This window comes from Pseudoalteromonas sp. UBA6610, from assembly GCF_002433295.1.
Taxonomy (GTDB): Bacteria; Pseudomonadota; Gammaproteobacteria; order Enterobacterales; family Alteromonadaceae; genus Pseudoalteromonas; species Pseudoalteromonas atlantica.
Map to the genome: position 1 here is coordinate 13,872 of NZ_DJHW01000013.1, position 18,808 is coordinate 32,679.

Genomic DNA, 18,808 nt, shown 5'->3' on the forward strand with positions numbered 1-18,808 from the left:
GGCTCTTAAGTAAGTTGGCTTGGATTTAGTTTGTAGCCAACGCCCCAAACGGTTTCGATAATAGGCGCTTGATGATGTAGCTCAAGTTTGGCGCGTAACCTATTTATATGTGAGTTAACGGTATGCTCGTACCCGCTGTGCTGATACCCCCATACTTTGTCGAGTAATTGCTGGCGGCTAAAAACATGGTTTGGGTGGCGAGCAAAATATACCAGTAAATCAAATTCAGTGGCGGTGAGGTTAAGTGCTTGTTCGTCTAAATAAACTTGATGTGAGCTAAATTCAATATTGAGTGAGCCGATATTTAGCCTTTGTTCGCTGCACGGGCTGTCGTTTTCGTTATTTTGAATTGCTAGAAGCTGTGAGCGGTGGCGTAGTTGTGTTTTAACGCGGGCTTGTAATTCGCGAGCAAAAAAGGGTTTGCAAATATAGTCATCAGCACCCATTTCAAGACCAATTACACGGTCCATATCGCTACTGAGCGCGGTAAGTAAAATAACGGAAATGGTAGGGTAGTGCTCTTTAATTTTACGGCATAAACTCAAGCCATCCATTTGTGGCAGGTTTATATCTAGTAAAATAAGCCCGTAAGGTTGTTTTGCTATTTTTTTAAGTGCGAGCTCAGCGCTTACAACATGGTCAACATGCAAATTTAACGCAGCAAGTTGAGTTGTTATTAATTGCCCTATTTCTCTGTCGTCTTCTACTACCAGTATTTTTTCGTGCCGCATGGTTAACCTCGTAAAAAAGGGACATCCGTGTCGCCTCACATCCCCATTACAAGCTGTTTTACTGTGTACGAGTGATCACGATTTTTGATACTGGGTTATCAAACTTATGTTCAGCACCTAGTGCAGAGTTTGATAAGCCATCTTGATTAGACACAACACCTGGGTGCATTGTGATTATATCGGCAATATCGTCGCGTATTTCGTTAAACCCTTCGCCGCCAGCAGCGGGACCAGGCACAGTGTCAGCTGTTTCTGTATTCGCCTCCGTACCTGCATCGTAAGCGGGCGTCGTTCGTGATATTGAACTGCCTACTTCCAATGTTGATACATCTACAGAACTAAGACCGGTAAAAGCGTCATTTGTATTCCCAAGCATGGCAGCAAAAGATAAATTAAGAACATCTTGTGCATCAACTAAAAGGGTTACAGAGGTTGTTTCGCCAGGGCCAATGCCGCCTTCAGCCGAGGCTGAAGCAAGTGCATTTTCATCGCTAAGGTACTCTTCATTAGCGCCGCTTTCTGCAATCATTTCTAAATCGACAGAAGCCGTCTCACCAAATTTCCATGGTGGGGTTTCATCAAATGCAATGACCGAGAGTGGTGATAGTGGTTGTCCAGCCGTTAAGTTACTAAAAGTGATAGTAAACTCATAAACAACAGGTTCGGGCTCTACAACAACCACAGGTTCTTGATCTTCAATAGAGTCGTTATTATCGTTATCGCCACATGCGGCTATTGAGCTGGCTAACAGTAAAATAAGCGCACTTTTTTTAAAATTAGAAAGAGATGACATAATTAACTCTCCTATTTAACCGTCACAGTTAATTTTGCAACGGGGTTTAACCATCTGTGTACAGTGTTATTCAAATCACTGTTTCCACCTTCTAGGTCATCATCGCCAAGGGCACCCGGGTGAATGTGCACCATCGTATTTGTATCGCCAGTTGTAATACCTGTACCGTTAGTGCCTGCTTGGCCGCCCGGCGCAGCAGGAATACCTAATACACCAGGTGCACCCGAGCCTTCTACTACAAGTTCGTTATTTGCTTCTGTACCTGCATCATAACCATTGAGGTAAACAGTATAGGTGCCTGCTTCTGTTGGAACTTTCCAGCTATCTAGACCTACAAAGCCATCATTGGTTGGCAGTAACATAGCCGCTACAGATAGGTATTCGTTACCATCGGTAGTTGTGAGCTCTGCTGTTGCAGATGCCGCGGGTGCTAAAAGGCCTGCCGCTGGGTTTTCTGCAATATCGCTGCTCGATGCTGACGCTTGAGTAACAAGTGCTGATATATCGCCGCCTTCAGCCATTGCTTGCAGTGCAGCAGAGGCTTCGGTTGCAACTTCAAATAATTTATCTTCGCTATCGTGTGCTGTTATTAGTACCGGTGTAAAATAAAGGCCTTTAGTAAGGTTAGTAATTTCTACTTCTAGCTCTGCTGCCAATGTTGATTGGCTAGCTACTGCTAAAAGGGTTGCAACTGTAAATGCTGAAGCTTTCATTATTATTTCCTGTAAGTGATGATTCAGGCTAAGTATTGAATAACCACCTCAAGAAACTCTCACAAAGTTATCACTTTTTTATCACAGCGGGTTAGGGCGTGTTATTTAACAATATAGCTACCTCTATATAGACACCTGCTCAATAAAAAGGCAGTATATATTAACTAATAAGGAGAGCGTAATGGAAGAAAATCAACAGCTTGAGCCGTTATCAAAAGACGAAAAAACATGGGCTATGCTTTGCCATTTAAGCGCTGTAGCCGGTTTTGTTATTCCGTTTGGCTCTATACTTGGGCCATTAGTGGTATGGCTTATTAAAAAAGATGAAATGCCAATTGTCGATTTACACGGTAAAAAATCGCTTAATTTTCAAATTACTATGGCTATAGCTTACTTTGTATGTTTTTTACTAGTATTTGCCGTAATCGGCCTCGTTTTGCTGCCTTTAGTGGCTATTTTTTCTTTTATCATGGTGGTTTTAGCCAGTATTAAAGCCAACGAAGGGAAAGAGTTTAATTACCCACTGAGTCTAAATTTGATAAAATAAATGACGACCCTTTAATAAACCCAGCTGTATGCTGGGTTTTTACTTTAAGTACTTAATGCTTTATATCACCTTATTTTTTAGTGCGTTTGTGTCCGCTACTTTATTACCAAGTTCTTCAGAAGTGGTACTTGTTACCATGATAAGCCAAGCAAAAGCTAATCTGTGGCTGCTGTGGTTAGCCGCTACTTCAGGTAATGTATTAGGAAGTTGTGTTAATTATTGGTTGGGAACTCATGTACTGCGTTTTAAGCACAAAAAGTGGTTTCCGGTATCGGCCAAGGGGCTTGAAAAAGCGCAATCTCAATTTAAAAAATATGGGGTATATAGCTTACTGTTTGCTTGGCTGCCGATTGTTGGCGACCCACTAACGGTAATTGGCGGCATATTTAAAGTGCGTTTTAGTCTGTTTTTATTATTAGTGAGCATTGGCAAAGGCGCGCGGTATTTAGCCGTTATTGCCCTTGCCAGTGGTGCACAAGCGGTTTTGTAAAGTTACTTTGACCAATCAAGCGTGAGCGAAACTGAGTCGGCAAAGCGCAGTGCATGCGGTTTATCTACTCTGGCTTTTGCGTAATGTACGCTTGGGTGTTTGTGGCATACTGCAAGTATTTCGGCAACCAGCTTTTCAAGCAACAAAAAGTGCCCTTGCTCTACTAGGTTTATCACCTCTTTGGTGATCACTTTATAGTTAAGCGCTTGGTCTACTTCGTCTGTTTTACAGGCGTCATCAGCAGGGTAGTGAATTTCTAAATTAATCACTACATCTTGCTTTTTTTCCCGTTCTTCTGGGTTAAAACCAATAAATGTACGTAAGCGTAAGTTGGTTACGTTAATAATTGCGTTGGCCATAATTAACCCTTAATAAGCTGTAAAAACTCGTTACGCGTTTTAGAGTCACTTCTAAAGTTACCTAGCATTACAGAGGTACGCATGCTTGAGTTTTGCTTTTCTACACCGCGCATCATCATACACATGTGTTTAGCTTCAACAATAACGCCCACGCCTTTTGCGCCGGTTACTTCTTCAACGGCTTTAGCAATTTGATGAGTAAGTTGCTCTTGTATCTGAAAGCGACGAGCAAACATATCAACAATACGCGCAAACTTAGATAAACCTAGTACTTTGCCATCGGGAATATAAGCAATATGGCAACGCCCAATAAAAGGTAATAGGTGGTGCTCACACATAGAATAAAGCTCTATATCTTGGACAAGTACCATGTCATCAGCGTCTGAGCTAAACACAGCATTATTGGTGATTTCATCAAGCGTTTGACGATACCCTTTGGTTAAATACTCCATGGCTTTTGCTGCACGTTTTGGTGTATCGAGAAGACCTTCTCGGCCTGCATCTTCACCCACAGCGGTAATAATATTTTGGTAGCTTTGCTTTAAATCGTCATGCATAAATTTCTCAGTTTAATGTGTGTTCTACTTTAAATGGCGGCCGCCATCCACAGGCAAAGCGCGGCCTGTGATGTAGTGGCTGCGCAGTAATAAATCAATACTATTAATAATTTCTTGGCAACCTGGTTCTATACCCATAAGAGATTTTTTAAGGGTTTTAGCACGGTAAGCCTCGTCATCGTGCTGATTAAAAATAATCAACGATGGCGCAACCGAATTCACCTTTATATTTGGTGCGTACTTAGCGCTAAACGACTTGGTTAAGTTATCAAGTGCAGCCTTACTTGCGGCATAGGCAATGTGCTTTGGGCTACCTGTTTCAACAACATAATCGGTAAGATGAATAATGTCAGCCGGTGTGCAAGCATCAGCTTGGTATGCCATTAATAGCTGTGCACAGGCATTATTAATTAAATACGGTGTTTTGGCATGAATGCGCATCATGTTATCAAACAAACTCGAAAAATCAGGGTTACTGGCTTCGCAGTCCCAGCTAGAGGCATTGTGTACAATAGCACGTAAAGAGTGAGTTTGCTGTTTGAGTGTTTCAATAAAGCTAGCTATACCGGCATCGCTGCTAAAGTCGGCGTGTATACATACGGCGCCTTGTTGTTCTAAGTCGTCGACTGCATCGTGGCGCGTACGATAGGTAATAATAATAGCTTGGCCTTGCGATAAAAAGTGCTTAGCAAGCGCAAGGCCAATACGTTGACCAGCGCCTGTTATTAAAATAGGAGATGTCATGTAATGCAGTTTTCTCTTTGGCAGGCGTTAAAATTAACTATAAATCAGTTTTTTTGTTTTACGTAACATTACGGCGAATAGATCAGCTAGTGCATATGCAGCACTAGCTGTTTAGCCGTTATAAATCATCGTAAATAGTCGGAATGGGTTGGCGCTTATGCTGAGTGCGAACATAAATATCAGTTAGCTTTTGCTCAACCTCTGCAGCCACCGGTTTGCCTTCTAAAAAGTCGTCAATTTGATCATAGCTCAGTCCTAATGCTTCTTCATCGGTGAGGCCTGGGCGGTCACTTTCTAAATCAGCTGTTGGGGCTTTTGTTACTAATAGCTCAGGCGCACCTAAGGCAGTTGCAAGTGCTCGAACTTGACGTTTTGATAAGCCAAATAACGGGGCTAAATCGCATGCGCCATCACCAAATTTGGTGTAAAAACCAGTAATGTTTTCAGCGCTGTGATCGGTACCTACAACGAGGCCTTGGCAAAAACCAGCTATTTCGTATTGCGCTACCATGCGTTGGCGTGCTTTTACATTACCTTTTACAAAGTCAATTTTAGCTTGCTCTGGTAGATCTTCACCACTGCCTACTACTGCCGCCATAGCTTGCTCGTGTAATGCATCGGCAGCAGGTTTTACGTTAACGGTCATGCGTTTACTTGGCTTGATAAAATCAACGGCCATTTGCGCTTCGTCTTCATCTGCTTGTACACCGTATGGCAAACGAACCGCAATAAATTGGTACTTATTAGTGTTTTGCTCTGCGTTTAGTTCATCTACGGCTAATTGGCACAAGCGCCCGCAGGTCGATGAGTCAACACCGCCGCTAATTCCAAGCACTAGCGATACACTATGGGCTGCCACTAAACGTGCTTTTATAAAGTTAACTCGACGGGTAATTTCGGCGTTTACATCAATAGTTGGCTGAACTTTCATTTCAGCCATAATTTCGGCGCGCATGGCCAGCTCCTCGTTATTTAATAAGTTGTTTTTAAATAGGCTTACATTATCTGGTTTAGTGGTTATTAATTAAAGTCCTAAATGTGCTTTTATACGGCTAAGCTCAGCTTTTAGTTCCTCAATTTCTGCAAGTAACTCGTTAATTTCATCGTTTTTAACTTCTGCGACTTCTGTAGCTGGCACTGGGCTTGGCGCTACTGCTGGGTCAGCAAAAAGGTGCATGTAGCGACTTTCTCGTTTGCCAGGCTCACGCTCAAGCTTTGTTACGTAGTCATCTTTTGCTAACGTGCTCAGGGCGGTTTCTACTTCGCTAACGTTTGTAAATTCAGCTAGGCGAGCGCTGCGCGTTCTTAGCTCACCGGGTGTTTGTGCGCCGCGTAACAGCAGTAAACATATAATTGCCCGTTGCTGCGTGCTTAACTGTAAGCTACTAAATTCTGTATTACAAAAACGGTGATCGTATTTATTAACTCGTCCCGAAAGCCCTTCGTCTAGCGTTACAAGGCGCTGACTTATAAGCTCATCAAGTGTTTGTTGCACCTCACTTTCGCTCAAGTTTACAACCGGGTCTCGATTTGATTTTTGGTTACACGCATTCGTCAGTGCGTTCAACGACAGTGGATAATGCTCGGGTGTAGTGCTTTGTTTTTCTAAAAGGCAGCCAATAACGCGCTGCTGATTTGCTGATAAATGCATGGCTTTTCTTTATTAGTAAACAGTATTTTTAGCTTACACCTTTATTGTGTACCAAGCCATTGTTGTAATTTAGGCTCTAGAGCTGCTGAATCTAAAGGTTTGGTTAAATAATCGTTCATTCCTGCATCGAGGCACTTCTCTTTGTCGCCCTGCATTGCGTTTGCCGTTAACGCAATGATTGTAATATGTTTATTATGCTTGCCCGCTTTTCCTTCGCGTATAGCTTGCGTGGCTTGGTAGCCATCCATCACGGGCATTTGGCAGTCCATTAAAACTAACTGGTATTTTTTGTCTTGGCTGCTGTTTAGCTTATCTAGTGCATCTTGGCCGTTTTGTGCAATATCAAAGGTAAGCCCAACTTGTTTTAACAACGCTGAGGCCACCACCTGATTTACTTTGTTATCTTCGACTAAAAGCACTTGCGCGTGCGCTGATATTTCTTTGGGCTTTTCGGTTAACTCATTTTGCAGTTGTGCTTGGCGCTGTTGTTGCTCAATGTATTTATCGTTAGTGAGTGAATCAAATAAATCTGAGGGGGTGAGCGGTTTAAATATCAGGCAATCTATATTTATGCCAATGTTGTTATGCTCTTGCGAATAACTCATTGGTGCCATAACAACCAGTTTGCTTTGCTTGGTGGTTACTCGGTTTTTTAATGTATTTATTTGCGGATGTGCAGCTTGCTCAAAAAAATGATAATCGACTAGCAATGCGTCTGGTTGGGTATCGCAGTTATCAAAATAATTAATGATGCCGCTATAGTCATTTAAAATATTAACGTGTGCGCCCCATACGCGTAATTGTTTGGCGGCAATATTGGCGTTAAGTGTGCAGGCATCAATAATTAAAATATGTTTGTTATTAATTAAGTGGCTGGGTAAATCTTGCGCTTTAGTTAAACGGGGCTGTATTTTTATAGAAAACGAAAAAGTGCTGCCTTCATTTAGCATGCTGGTTACGCTTACTTCGCCTTCCATTAGTTCACAAAGCTGCTTAACAATAGCTAGGCCAAGGCCTGTGCCGCCAAACTGGCGGGTGGTTGAGGCATCGGCCTGAGTGAATGAGTCGAATAAAGTTTTTTGTTTTTCTGCGTCTATTCCTATGCCGGTATCAATAATAGAGCAATGTAAAAAACTGCCATCGGTGGTTTCATCTATCTGCGCGGTCACCAGAATTTGCCCATCAATAGTAAACTTAACGGCATTGCCAATCAGGTTATTTAAAATTTGACGCAACCTATTCGGATCGCTAATTATTTCGCTGATAGTAATTTGGGTGGCATCTAAAATGAGATTGGTATTATTTTGCTCCACTTTAAGCGCAAACGACTCAACAACTTCACCAAGTAATTTAGGTAAGTTAAATTGCACATTTTCTATATCAAGTTTACCTGCTTCAATTTTAGAAAAGTCTAAAATGTCGTTAATTATATTTAAGAGCGACTGAGCTGAAGATTGTGCAAGCTCAATATGGTGCTCCTGCTGTTGGTTGAGCTGAGTGCGCTTGATAATATTTAGCATGCCCAGTACGCCGTTCATGGGGGTTCTGATTTCGTGGCTCATACTGGCTAAAAATTCACTTTTAGCCATTACTGCTTGCTCTGCAGCTTCTTTGGCGGTGACTAGCTGTTGCTCTGTTTCAATACGTTGCTGACTTGAATGCAAGCTGCCCACGAGGGCGGCTACAGCAATTAAAAAGCTTTCTTCGTTACGTGACCACGGGCGCATTGAAGCACATTGCTCAGCGCATACTATGCCAATGGAGCCACTTCCCGCCGGTATGATTGCGCACAGCATGGCATTAATATTGAGCGGCGCAAAGTAATGCGCTTTAAGGGGTTTTAGTAGAGGGTGATTTTGGGCATCACTGGTGCTAAACACAGCGTGTTTTTCGATGGCTTCAAAAAAATCTGGCGCCTCTTTTTTAAGCCAAACCGCATTATTATTACCCATTCTGTTTTCAATATTATGGGATGCTATAGGACTCAATGAGGTTTTTGAGCTATTAAAAAACCAAATACTGGCTTGCTCAATGTTTAGAGCATGGCAAATAGATTCAGTAATAACTTGTTTAGATTGGCTTAATTGGCCACTTAAAATAAGGTCGTTGGCTGTAAGCGACGCTAAAATTTCGTTATGTAGGGCAATTTTGCTGTTTTCAAGTTCAATGCGCTTACGGGTATCAATATTTTGCAATGAGCCAAATATTCTTACACAGCGCTCGTTTTTTCGCTCAGCTTCACCATGAATAAGCACCCACATTTCGCGCCCTTCAGAGTCAATTACTTCAAGTTCGGCTTCGTAACTTTTGCCTTCTTTAATTGCAGATTCAACCAGCTGAGTGATACGTTCTCTGCTTTCGCCTGCTTTAAAGTAATTTAAGTTTGTAGGCCAGGTAGGCTCTTTATTTAGCGGGTATTTAAAGATTTTTTTGGTCATATCTGACCAATACACTTGTTTGGTTTCTAAATTAAATGACCACGCCCCAATTTGGGCAAGGTCGCTCATTGCCTCCAGCATTTTTTCGTTTTGTTGCTGGCGGTTTAGCATTTTTAAAAAGAATAAGAACGCCCATATTAGTAATCCGCAAATAATTATAATGGCAATTCTAAGCGGCCATATAGTTGAAGGTGCAGGGCTCCAACCTTCTTTAGGGGCTACGTATAATTGCCAGCTTCCCCCTTGAAAATTAAGCGTAAAATCAAGCGGCTCTTGTGTGGTTATATTGTTATTGCCATAAAAAAACTCGCCTTTTTTGCCTAAACCATGACGCCCTTGAATAGCAATGTTGTAGTTTTTTTCAAGCTCTTTTATGCCTGAGTTTTTATATACTTTTTCAATGTCGAGCACCACCGATAACAACCCCCAAAAGCGGTTTTCGGGCGGAATATAAACAGGCACTCTGGCAATAAGGGCAATGTCGCCTTGCACTAGTTTAAGTGGTCCTGCCATAACAATAGTATTGGTATCACGGGCTCTAATGGCATCTAGGCGTTGGTTTTTGTTTTCTAAAAAGTTTAAGCCAATGGCTTTTTCGTTACCTTTTAGTGGGTAAGACATACGAATTATCATGTCGGGTGCACCACCAATATGGCGCAGCTCACTGGAGGTTTTAAACAAAGGCGCGGCAATTTGTTCAAACCGTGCTTGTTGTAACTCAGGTTCAGCTGATACAGCAACCGCTAATCCACGAACTAGCTGAATGTTTGATACCAAGGTGGCCTCTAGTTGTGCACGGTATGTACTTACTTGAGATAAAATTTGTAGGCGGTGGGCGTCTTTTGCGCGATTGTAGTTAATTCTATCTAACACAATGCTCACTAATATTATTAGCGTAAGCGATAACCAAAAGGTCAGCTTATAGTTGCTAATAGTGTTTTTTTTGTTGTTATTTTTTGGCGGCATTGGCTAAGTCATGCTGTTATTTTAGGCAATTTAACTATAGCTAATTTATTGTATAAATAAAAACGGCGCTGATAAATTAGCGCCGTTTTATTTTTATAATTAGTAGTTTAACTATTAAGCGTCGGTTACTTCACGTGCCCAATGGTTTTGCTTAGCGACATGTAACTTACGGTAACCATCAAGTAGTGCTGCATGCTTTTTAAAGCCTTCAAGCGATAAACCTGGGAAGGTTAAACCATTAAATAATTTACGGCCTTCTGCTATTTCAATAGCCAGCGTTACGTTATCGCTGCCAAACATTAAACCCAGTGCATCTTGGTAGTCGGCGTAGTCGCGCTCGTCATCGTATTTAATTTCAAGAATGGCTTTTAAACAGCGGAAGTGGCGCATTGCATCTTCGTTTACTTGGCCTGTGTGTAGTATCCAGTCTACCCAATCAATAGCTTCTTCGTTGCCTGCGGCTAAACATAAGTGCGCTTTAAGCTCACCAATACGCAGTGTATGCCATGGTGTGTCGGCATCGGTGGCAAGGCCAATAAATTCAGCAGCACGGATAATATCGCTGTGGCCTGCTTCTTCTAGGCTGTCGTAAATGTCCATCCACTGCTGCGCATCGTACTGATCAAGCGATAGGAATGCTTCACGGAATTTAGCGCCTTCGTTGTTGTTACGCCAAATTAGTTCATCTACTGGGTAAATGTCTGACATACCTGGTACTAAAATACGACATGCATACACGTTTAAGTGTGTGTAATCCATAATGTAAATGTCGTGGCCCATGCTGTGAATTAAGTCAGTACAGAAGTTGTATTCTTGCTCTGTAGTACCGCTAAAGTCCCAATGAACAAAGTCAAAGTCGGCGTCGGCACGGAAAAAGTCATGCGAGATTAAACCGCTTGAGTCGATAAAGTGCAGCTCAATGTTTTCAGGCGTTGCAACTTCATCGTTATCAAAAGTAGCTGGTTGGAACACATCAAGTTGATCAAGGCGACGTCCTTGCAGTAGCTCGGTAACCGTACGCTCAAGGGCAACTTCAAATGATGGGTGAGCACCAAATGAGGCAAACACAGAGCCATCAACAGGGTTAATAAGCGTTACGCTCATTACAGGGTATTTACCGCCTAGTGATGCATCGGCAATACGTAAATGAAAACCATGGCTGCGTAGCTCTTCACACGCCTCGTGAATTTTAGGGTATTGCTTTACAACCTCTTCAGGGACGATAGGTAAACAAATACCTTCTGCGATAATACGGTTTTTAATGGCGCGCTCAAATACTTCTGATAGCCCTTGTACGCGTGCTTCAAACTTAGTATTACCAGCGCTCATGCCGTTAGAAACAAAAATATTACCAATTACGTTTACCGGAATGTATACGTCTTGGTTATCGCGTTGGCGTGTGTATGGCAATGTACAAATGCCGCGCTCGTTATTACCTGAGTTAAAGTCAAAAAGGTGTGAGGCATCAAGCTCACGCTCTGGGTCAAAGTAATCCCAAAGGCTTTCGTCCATTATGCCTTCTGGCACTTCATTGCCTTGAACTTTAAACCATTTCTCATTTGGATAATGAGTAAAGTCGCTGTTTGCAAATTCTTCACCTAGGTAAAAGTCGGCAAAAAAGTAATTACAGCTTAATCGTTCAAAGTATTCACCTAACGCAGAGGCAATAGATGCTTTATCGGTTGCGCCTTTACCATTGGTAAACATAACACCGCAGTCGCTGTCTTTTATATGAACTGAATAACAGTTAGCTACAGGGTTAAGCCAAAGTGCTTCTTCAACATTGATGTTTAGCGCTTTTAGCTTGTTTTGCATGGTAGAGATAGACGATTCTAGGTCGCGGTCTTTACCTTTGATAAATGTTTTTTCAGTCATATGAGTCTCAACTAGATCTGCACAAAATGTGGAATGGCTATTATCGTGGATTTTGATGTTTATTTCACCCTTTGCGAGTAAGAACATTATTATTTAATAAAACTATGGTTATTATATGTGCAACAAATGGTGCAAAGGACAAATTAATGTTTAAAGTAATCAAATGGCTAGTATTACTCGTTGTGGTTTTAGGCTTAGCTGTTACAGCGCTTGTGTATGGCGTATTAAGTTTAAGTATGCCCACACTTGATGGTAAAGGTCAAAGTACAGCAATTAATAAGCCGGTTACTATTTCGCGTGATGCACTAGGACAGGCGGTTATAAAGGCCGAAAACCGCAATAGCGCTGCATACGGGTTAGGTTATGCGCATGGGCAAGACCGTTTTTTTCAAATGGACTTATTAAGACGTAACGCCGCAGGTGAGCTTAGTGGGTTATTTGGTAAAGCGGCCCTTGGGCTTGATAAAAAAATGCGCTTTCATCAATTGCGAAAACGTAGCCGCGCTATATTAAACACCTTACCCGAAAGCGATAAACAACTATTAAACAGCTACGCCCAAGGTGTAAACGAAGGGCTGGCACAAGTTGGTTTTGCAAGCTTTGAGTATTTACTTACAGGCGGAGCGCAAAAAACATGGCAAAGTGAAGATAGCCTATTAGTTATATTTAGCATGTACCTTGATTTGCAAAGTGCCACCTTTGAGCGAGATGAAGCTCTCATGCATATTGAGCAAGCATACGGACAACACATGGTTGCTTTTTTAACACAACCTAGCCAATACCAAGCGGCGCTTGATGGCAGTAAACTTGCCCCGTTTACAGGCACCATTCCTCAACTTCCAGAGCAAGCACAGCACACGGTTAAAAATATTCAGGCAAACCAAGAGCGCGGTAGCAATAACTGGGCAGTAACCGGTGCGCATACCCAAACGGGAGCAGCCATGCTCTCTGATGATATGCATTTATCTATGGCGGTGCCGGTTATTTGGTACAGGGCGCAGCTTAACTACACACAAAATGGCGAGCAAGCTCAGGTAACTGGCGTATCACTACCTGGCGCCCCTGCTATTGTGGTGGGTACCAATAATAAAATTGCCTGGGGCTTTACTAACGGCTACATAGATACCGCTGATTGGATAGCGCTAAATGATGACAGTAAAACATGGCAAGTAAATGAGCCAATAGCGCTGCCAAATGATGAGGTAGAAAACTACCCATTAACGTTAAGCGAATATGGCCCAGTAAAATATATAAATAAACAGCCTTATGCACTTAGCTGGGCTGCACACCAACTTTATGCTGTAAACATGGACCTGCTCAAACTAGAGCAAGCCACTAGCGTAGATGATGCGCTAGATGTGGCAAGCGATGTGGGTATTCCGGTACAAAATTTAATGGTGGTAGATAGCCAAGGCAGTGCTGCATGGCAACATATTGGCGCTATACCGGCGCGTAAAACACCGAGTGAGCTAAGTGTTAATGCAAACGAATACTCACCCGACTGGCAGCAAAATGAGCATCAGCGCCCTTATGTTAAAAACCCGCAAAATGGACGATTATGGACAGGTAATTCCCGCGTTGTGTCGGCCACTGATAATGCACGCTTTGGCAATGGCGGGTACGCGCTAGGGGCTCGCTCGAGCCAAATTCGTGATAGGTTATTTGAAAAACAAAGCTTTGCTGAGAGCGACTTTTACGCGCTACAGCTTGATAACCAAGCCCGCTTTTTAACGCCATGGCACACATTGCTACTTAATCAGCTTAAAAAAGACAAAGCCAAAAACGCACAGTACATAAGTGCACTTGAAAACTGGCAGCAATGCGCATGTGCAAGCTCGGTAGGTTACACCTTAGTTAAACACTACCGCAGCACATTAATTAATACTGTATTTGCAAGCATGGAGAACAAACTTAATGAGCAAGACGCCACGCTTAGATATGTAAAACGCGATCTAGAACCAGCTATATGGCAGCTTATTAAAGATAGGCCGGGCTCATGGGTAAACCCTGAGTATAAAAATTGGGACGAGCAGTTATTAGGTGCATTCAGCCAAACAGTGACAGCACTTGGGGCTGAGTATGGGGATAACTTACAAAATTGGCAGTGGGGTAAAGTTAATGCGCTTAATATTGAGCACCCGTTTGCTAAACAAATGCCCATACTGGCTAAGCTTTTAAATATGCCTGTAGCGCCAGCTTTTGGCGATAGCTACATGCCCGCCGTACAAGGCAAAAGCTTTGGTGCATCGCAGCGCTTTATTGCCCAACCAGGGCATTTAGAAAACGCCATTATGGCAGTGCCCGGTGGGCAGTCGGGGCATCCGCTATCCGCGTTTTATCGTGCAGGCTTTAGTGACTACATTGAAGGTAAGCACACGCCTTTATTGCCACAAACGCTAATACATCAAATAGTGATAGAGCCAGCACGATGAACTAAATTACAGTTAATCACGTTCTATATAATCATTAATAAATCAACAGAGAACTAAAATGAAAAAAATACTACCCGCATTAATAACAGGCTTATTACTTAGCAATGCAACACATGCAGATGAAAATCCGGTAACGGCAGAAAAACTAAGCGACAGTGTGTATGTACTGTTTGGCCAAGGCGGTAACATTGCCGCAAGTGTAGGAGAAGATGGCATTTACATTATTGATGACCAATTTGCCAAGCTTTCAAACGACATTAAAAAAACCATTAGCGATTTAAAACCCGGTAGTGCAGAGTTTGTAATTAATACGCATCATCATGGCGACCACACTGGCGGCAACGAAAACTTTGCCAAAGCCGGTGCGCATGTCATTGCGCACGACAACGTACATAAGCGATTAGAAGAAAAACACGGTGCAAACTCAGATTACCTGCCACGCATTAGCTTTGGCCACGATTTAAAACTGCATTTTAATAACGAACACGCCCATGTAGTGCACTACGCCCATGCACATACCGACGGTGATTCGGTGATATTTTTTAATAACGATAACATAGTGCACATGGGCGATATTTACTTTAACTTTGGCAGCTTGCCGTTTGTTGATGTAGATAGCGGCGGCAGTGTTGACGGAATATTAGCAGCCGTAAATGACGTTATTAAGCAAATAGACGAGCGCACCATAGTGATACCCGGGCATGGGCCGGTAAGTGACCGTTCAGGGCTGGAAACGTATGCTAAACTTGTTAAAAAAGCCAAAGATTTAATGCTAAAAGCAATGCAAAATGACGCAAGCTTAGAGCAAGTACTAAAAGCCGATCCATTGGCAGAGCTTGGCCTTGAATACGCAGGCTGGTTGCCAAAAGAGAAAGTGACTACACTTTTTTATCGCAGCTTAAAGTAGTACGCGTAACGTAAAAAACATGATACAAAGCTGAGTGTACTTTAGCGTACATTCGGCTTTTATTTTATTATGCCCAAAGGAGTTGTGTATGTCGGCAGAAAAAACCCACCTAGAAATTTGTAACTTAACAAAAGAGCAGTATCCGCAAATTAAAACTTTGATGGATCAGGCTTATCCCGATTTAGGTGGCGCGTGGCCAAGCCATACTATTTTTAGATTGATAGATCAGTTCCCTGAAGGGCAAATAGGCATTGTAGATGATGGCGTGCTGGTGGGCTTAGCACTAAGCGTGCAAGTAGACTACGCGCGTTTTTCAAATCCTCACACTTACGAAGACATAGCCGATGGGCACGACCGGGTATTTAGTGACTCCGACGGCGATGCACTATACGGTTTAGATGTAGCAATTAGCGAAACCCACCGAGGCATGCGCTTAGGGCGCAGATTATACGATGCCCGTAAAGAGTTGTGCCGCCAATATAACTTGCGCGCTATTTTAGCCGGTGGCCGTATTCCGCGTTATTACAATCACAGCAGTGAAATGACGCCAATGGAATACATTGAAAAGGTTGACCAAAAAGAGCTTTACGACCCAATTTTAAGTTTTCAGCTTTCTAACGACTTTCAGGTAAAACGGTTACTTAAAAAGTACCTGCCGGAGGATCAAGAGTCTGTAGGTTACGCCACCTTGCTTGAGTGGAATAACATAATGTACGAGCCAACCGATACCGTGCTCGAATCAACTAAATCGATAGTGCGTATAGGTGCGGTGCAATGGCAAATGCGCTGTGTAGAGTCGGTTGACGAAATGCTCAAGCAGGTAGAATACTTTGTAGATACGGTATCTGACTACAAAAGCGATTTTATATTATTTCCGGAATTTTTTAACGCGCCACTTATGGGTTTAGGCGATCAGAATAATCAAACCGAAGCAATCCGCTATTTAGCCGAATATACCGAAACATTTAAAAACGCGATGTCGCGTATGGCAATAGAGTATAACGCCAATATTATTACCGGCTCTATGCCACTTGCCGAAGACGATAAAATTTATAACGTAAGTTACTTATGCCACCGTAGCGGTAAAATAGACGAGCAGCGAAAAATACACATAACCCCGCATGAACAAAATGATTGGGTGATTCAAGGCGGCGACAAAATTGCCGTGTTTGATACCGATGCTGGGCGTGTAGGTATTCAAATTTGTTACGATGTAGAGTTCCCAGAGCTTTCGCGCATATTAGCCAAGCAGGGGCTTGATATACTCTTTGTGCCGTTTTGGACCGATACTAAAAATAGTTATTTACGGGTTCGCCATTGTGCGCAAGCGCGCGCAATCGAAAACGAATGTTATGTGGTTATTGCAGGTTCAGTGGGTAACTTACCTGAGGTAGAAAGCCTAGACGTACAGTACTCGCAATCGGCAGTGTTGACCCCGTCTGACTTTTCTTTTCCGCACGATGCAACATTAAATGAAGCCACACCTAATACCGAAATGTTACTATTCAGCGACCTTGATATGGATAAGCTAAAAATTCTTCATAGCGAAGGTACGGTGCGCAATTTAAAAGATCGCCGCGAAGACTTATACGACGTAATTTTGAAAAAGAGAGATGTTTAATGGCATGGATTTATTTAGTCATTGCCGGCTTGCTTGAAATAGGCTGGCCAATTGGTTTAAAAATTTCACAAAATCCCGACACACGCTGGCAGGGTATAGTAATGGCAATTGCATTTTTAACAGCCAGTGGTTTTATGTTGTGGCTTGCACAAAAGCAAATATCAATGGGGACGTCCTACGCCGTATGGACCGGAATAGGTGCTGCGGGTACGTTTTTAGTGGGTATATTACTTTACGGTGATGCAGCCACGTTTGGCCGTATTGCTGGTGTACTCATGATCATTTGCGGTGTGATAACGCTAAAAATTAGCTCTTAAAAAGAGCGCTTAATACTCGCTTTAAACGTTATAAGCAGCTTATAGTAGCGCAGGTTTAAAAGCCTGCGCTTTTTTATGTTCTCAATTTGGCAGTATCACCAAAATAGCGGCAATGGCTATAAGTATTAAGCCCGCGGTATCTTGCTTTTTAAGTGGCTGTTTGAGCCAAAGTACAGCAATTAGCATGGTAAAAAATACCTCTACCTGACCAAGCGTTTTAACATACGCTACGTGCTGTAAACTCATCGCGCTAAACCAGCCAATAGAGCCTACACAGCTAAAAGTACTAATTGCGGCAGTGGTGCCTTTATATTGCCAAAGTTTGCCAACAGTGTGTGGCTCTTTTAGTAATAAATAGCCAAGTAATATAAGCGTTTGTAGGCTTATTACAAACAGTAAAACCCATGCAGCTGAGTGTGGAAACAATAACCCTGAATTTAAGCTCGCTTCACGCACCCACAGTGATGTAAGGGCAAAGCTGGTACCACAGGCTAGGCCAAGTAACGCTGTTTTAGCATCAAAGTGTTTTACGCTGGTTATGCCGCTAAGTAAAAGCACCGCAATAGCGCCTAAAAATACACCCAGCCAACCAAGAAGGCTAAGCGCAGAACCAAAAAACAATACCCCTAAAATAGCCGCTACTAACGCCTCACTTTTAGCAAGCCCTGCACCTATGGCGTAATTATTCATTTTAAACAGCTTTACCATTAAGCCGGTGGCGAGTATTTGCATAACACTTGCGCCAATAACAAACCCCCAAAAGGCATTATTAAAGGTAGGCATGGCTGTGTCTTCATATTGATAAAGACCATACAAATACACTGCAGCAATAGGGCCGGCTAAAATAAAGCGCGAAAGGGTTACGCCAGCCACACTTGCATGTGCGCTTAATTTACTTTGCAGGGCATTTCGCCATGCTTGCATAAAGGCGGCTAAAAAAGTGAAAAAGATCCAGGTCATAGGGGTCGTCGGTAAAAAATAAGGTCTATAAGTTAACAATCTTTAGTTATTAATGCGATGCATTAAGGGTAATAGTGAATATTCATCACCTGCGACATTATGCCGCACTGCTTTATAGGTAAACTTAGCTATAGTAAGTATGATGTTATTGTTTAGCCGCCTGCGTATGTCATAAAACGTGTTGGCGGCTTTTTTGTGTATGTGTGTTATATGTATTGGTTAAATAACTAGGTTTTAAGATAAGAGAATAAATTATGACAACATTAGTAGTATGCGCATTACTTGCTGTATTAATGCCTTATTTTGCAAAAATACCAGTGGCCATTGCAATGGCAAAGCTTGGCCAATACGACAATAAACACCCGCGCTCTCAACAAGCAAAATTAACGGGCTTTGGTGCGCGAACGCTCGCTGCTCATCAAAATTGTTTTGAATCACTTGCAGTGTTTGCCGTTGCTATTGCGGTGATATTGGGAACTAACTCGGTAAATGCAGTAACAGAAACCTTGGCGGTTACCCATATAGTCTCGCGCACTTTGTATTGCATTTTTTATTGGTTAAACTTAGATATTTTACGTTCGCTTGTATGGTTTATTGGCTTAGGAACTGCCATTGCCATGATTGTAGTGAGTATCTAATTTTATAAGTAAAACCACAAAGCAAGCGGCCTAAAAGGGCGCTTGCTTTGTGCTCTTGAATAACTAAAT

The 18,808-nt window shown here is 42.4% G+C and carries 18 protein-coding genes; 7 read left to right on the top strand and 11 right to left on the bottom strand.

Annotation, left to right across the window (positions count from 1 at the left end; translation table 11 throughout):
* Window positions 1–5 precede the first annotated feature (5 nt).
* Genes B4F91_RS01385 through B4F91_RS01395 form a run of 3 tightly spaced genes read right to left on the bottom strand, consistent with a single transcriptional unit; the run spans window position 6 to window position 2,237 of the window.
* Window positions 6–731 (bottom strand): response regulator transcription factor, encoded by a 726-nt coding sequence (locus B4F91_RS01385; protein WP_126005436.1) that lies wholly within the window; start codon window positions 729–731, stop codon window positions 6–8.
* 58 nt (window positions 732–789) lie between these two features.
* Entirely contained in the window at window positions 790–1,524 is a 735-nt protein-coding gene (locus B4F91_RS01390) for a spondin domain-containing protein (protein ID WP_286938632.1), read from the bottom strand.
* An 11-nt stretch (window positions 1,525–1,535) separates the two neighbouring features.
* On the bottom strand, window positions 1,536–2,237 hold the full coding sequence (locus B4F91_RS01395; RefSeq protein ID WP_024032094.1) for a spondin domain-containing protein: 702 nt from the start codon (window positions 2,235–2,237) through the stop codon (window positions 1,536–1,538).
* Window positions 2,238–2,418: 181 nt separating this feature from the next.
* Here B4F91_RS01395 and B4F91_RS01400 point away from each other — a divergent pair, with 181 nt between their 5' ends.
* Window positions 2,419–2,784 carry a DUF4870 domain-containing protein gene (locus B4F91_RS01400; protein ID WP_024032093.1) on the top strand — a complete coding sequence of 122 codons (366 nt, stop codon included), beginning with the start codon at window positions 2,419–2,421 and terminating at the stop codon, window positions 2,782–2,784.
* A gap of 55 nt (window positions 2,785–2,839) precedes the next feature.
* On the top strand, window positions 2,840–3,274 hold the full coding sequence (locus tag B4F91_RS01405; RefSeq protein WP_024032092.1) for a YqaA family protein: 435 nt from the start codon (window positions 2,840–2,842) through the stop codon (window positions 3,272–3,274).
* Window positions 3,275–3,276: 2 nt separating this feature from the next.
* On the opposite strand, the gene folX is transcribed toward B4F91_RS01405, so the two are convergent.
* From folX to ycaO, 7 genes are all read right to left on the bottom strand, one after another.
* Window positions 3,277–3,633, bottom strand: coding sequence for a dihydroneopterin triphosphate 2'-epimerase (gene folX / locus B4F91_RS01410; RefSeq protein WP_029774035.1), 357 nt, complete (start codon window positions 3,631–3,633; stop codon window positions 3,277–3,279).
* Between the two features lie 2 nt (window positions 3,634–3,635).
* Entirely contained in the window at window positions 3,636–4,190 is a 555-nt protein-coding gene (gene folE / locus B4F91_RS01415) for a GTP cyclohydrolase I FolE (RefSeq protein ID WP_004589001.1), read from the bottom strand.
* A gap of 24 nt (window positions 4,191–4,214) precedes the next feature.
* The gene (gene folM / locus B4F91_RS01420; protein ID WP_096040946.1) at window positions 4,215–4,934 is read right to left on the bottom strand and encodes a dihydromonapterin reductase; all 720 of its coding nucleotides are present in this window, start codon (window positions 4,932–4,934) and stop codon (window positions 4,215–4,217) included.
* Between the two features lie 118 nt (window positions 4,935–5,052).
* The gene (gene nadE, locus B4F91_RS01425) at window positions 5,053–5,889 is read right to left on the bottom strand and encodes an ammonia-dependent NAD(+) synthetase (protein WP_064384534.1); all 837 of its coding nucleotides are present in this window, start codon (window positions 5,887–5,889) and stop codon (window positions 5,053–5,055) included.
* Window positions 5,890–5,958: 69 nt separating this feature from the next.
* A complete protein-coding gene (locus B4F91_RS01430) occupies window positions 5,959–6,585 on the bottom strand; it encodes a YceH family protein (RefSeq protein ID WP_286937159.1) in 627 nt (208 codons plus the stop codon).
* 41 nt (window positions 6,586–6,626) lie between these two features.
* Entirely contained in the window at window positions 6,627–9,989 is a 3,363-nt protein-coding gene (locus B4F91_RS01435) for an ATP-binding protein (protein WP_286937158.1), read from the bottom strand.
* Window positions 9,990–10,103: 114 nt separating this feature from the next.
* Window positions 10,104–11,864 (bottom strand): 30S ribosomal protein S12 methylthiotransferase accessory factor YcaO, encoded by a 1,761-nt coding sequence (gene ycaO, locus B4F91_RS01440; RefSeq protein ID WP_286937156.1) that lies wholly within the window; start codon window positions 11,862–11,864, stop codon window positions 10,104–10,106.
* A gap of 146 nt (window positions 11,865–12,010) precedes the next feature.
* On the opposite strand from ycaO, the gene B4F91_RS01445 reads away from it, so the two are divergent.
* From B4F91_RS01445 to B4F91_RS01460, 4 genes are all read left to right on the top strand, one after another.
* Entirely contained in the window at window positions 12,011–14,296 is a 2,286-nt protein-coding gene (locus tag B4F91_RS01445) for a penicillin acylase family protein (protein ID WP_286937154.1), read from the top strand.
* Between the two features lie 58 nt (window positions 14,297–14,354).
* Window positions 14,355–15,203 (top strand): MBL fold metallo-hydrolase, encoded by an 849-nt coding sequence (locus B4F91_RS01450; protein ID WP_286937153.1) that lies wholly within the window; start codon window positions 14,355–14,357, stop codon window positions 15,201–15,203.
* Between the two features lie 88 nt (window positions 15,204–15,291).
* Entirely contained in the window at window positions 15,292–16,824 is a 1,533-nt protein-coding gene (locus tag B4F91_RS01455) for a bifunctional GNAT family N-acetyltransferase/carbon-nitrogen hydrolase family protein (RefSeq protein ID WP_029773759.1), read from the top strand.
* A complete protein-coding gene (locus tag B4F91_RS01460; protein WP_248533348.1) occupies window positions 16,824–17,141 on the top strand; it encodes a DMT family transporter in 318 nt (105 codons plus the stop codon). The genes B4F91_RS01455 and B4F91_RS01460 overlap by 1 nt, the downstream gene beginning before the upstream one ends.
* 81 nt (window positions 17,142–17,222) lie before the next feature.
* Here B4F91_RS01460 and B4F91_RS01465 read toward each other — a convergent pair whose 3' ends face one another.
* Window positions 17,223–18,101, bottom strand: coding sequence for a DMT family transporter (locus B4F91_RS01465; RefSeq protein ID WP_273587973.1), 879 nt, complete (start codon window positions 18,099–18,101; stop codon window positions 17,223–17,225).
* 254 nt (window positions 18,102–18,355) lie between these two features.
* On the opposite strand from B4F91_RS01465, the gene B4F91_RS01470 reads away from it, so the two are divergent.
* Window positions 18,356–18,739, top strand: coding sequence for an MAPEG family protein (locus B4F91_RS01470; RefSeq protein ID WP_273587974.1), 384 nt, complete (start codon window positions 18,356–18,358; stop codon window positions 18,737–18,739).
* Window positions 18,740–18,808: the final 69 nt, after the last annotated feature.

Coding starts and splice junctions, on each gene's coding strand:
- folM (WP_096040946.1), bottom strand. CDS start 4,934: ATGACATCTCCTATTTTAATAACAGGCGCTGGTCAACGTATTGGCCTT.
- B4F91_RS01400 (WP_024032093.1), top strand. CDS start 2,419: ATGGAAGAAAATCAACAGCTTGAGCCGTTATCAAAAGACGAAAAAACA.
- B4F91_RS01450 (WP_286937153.1), top strand. CDS start 14,355: ATGAAAAAAATACTACCCGCATTAATAACAGGCTTATTACTTAGCAAT.
- B4F91_RS01430 (WP_286937159.1), bottom strand. CDS start 6,585: ATGCATTTATCAGCAAATCAGCAGCGCGTTATTGGCTGCCTTTTAGAA.
- ycaO (WP_286937156.1), bottom strand. CDS start 11,864: ATGACTGAAAAAACATTTATCAAAGGTAAAGACCGCGACCTAGAATCG.
- B4F91_RS01460 (WP_248533348.1), top strand. CDS start 16,824: ATGGCATGGATTTATTTAGTCATTGCCGGCTTGCTTGAAATAGGCTGG.
- B4F91_RS01395 (WP_024032094.1), bottom strand. CDS start 2,237: ATGAAAGCTTCAGCATTTACAGTTGCAACCCTTTTAGCAGTAGCTAGC.
- folE (WP_004589001.1), bottom strand. CDS start 4,190: ATGCATGACGATTTAAAGCAAAGCTACCAAAATATTATTACCGCTGTG.
- B4F91_RS01465 (WP_273587973.1), bottom strand. CDS start 18,101: ATGACCTGGATCTTTTTCACTTTTTTAGCCGCCTTTATGCAAGCATGG.
- nadE (WP_064384534.1), bottom strand. CDS start 5,889: ATGCGCGCCGAAATTATGGCTGAAATGAAAGTTCAGCCAACTATTGAT.
- B4F91_RS01390 (WP_286938632.1), bottom strand. CDS start 1,524: ATGTCATCTCTTTCTAATTTTAAAAAAAGTGCGCTTATTTTACTGTTA.
- B4F91_RS01435 (WP_286937158.1), bottom strand. CDS start 9,989: ATGCCGCCAAAAAATAACAACAAAAAAAACACTATTAGCAACTATAAG.
- B4F91_RS01405 (WP_024032092.1), top strand. CDS start 2,840: ATGCTTTATATCACCTTATTTTTTAGTGCGTTTGTGTCCGCTACTTTA.
- B4F91_RS01455 (WP_029773759.1), top strand. CDS start 15,292: ATGTCGGCAGAAAAAACCCACCTAGAAATTTGTAACTTAACAAAAGAG.
- B4F91_RS01385 (WP_126005436.1), bottom strand. CDS start 731: ATGCGGCACGAAAAAATACTGGTAGTAGAAGACGACAGAGAAATAGGG.
- B4F91_RS01470 (WP_273587974.1), top strand. CDS start 18,356: ATGACAACATTAGTAGTATGCGCATTACTTGCTGTATTAATGCCTTAT.
- folX (WP_029774035.1), bottom strand. CDS start 3,633: ATGGCCAACGCAATTATTAACGTAACCAACTTACGCTTACGTACATTT.
- B4F91_RS01445 (WP_286937154.1), top strand. CDS start 12,011: ATGTTTAAAGTAATCAAATGGCTAGTATTACTCGTTGTGGTTTTAGGC.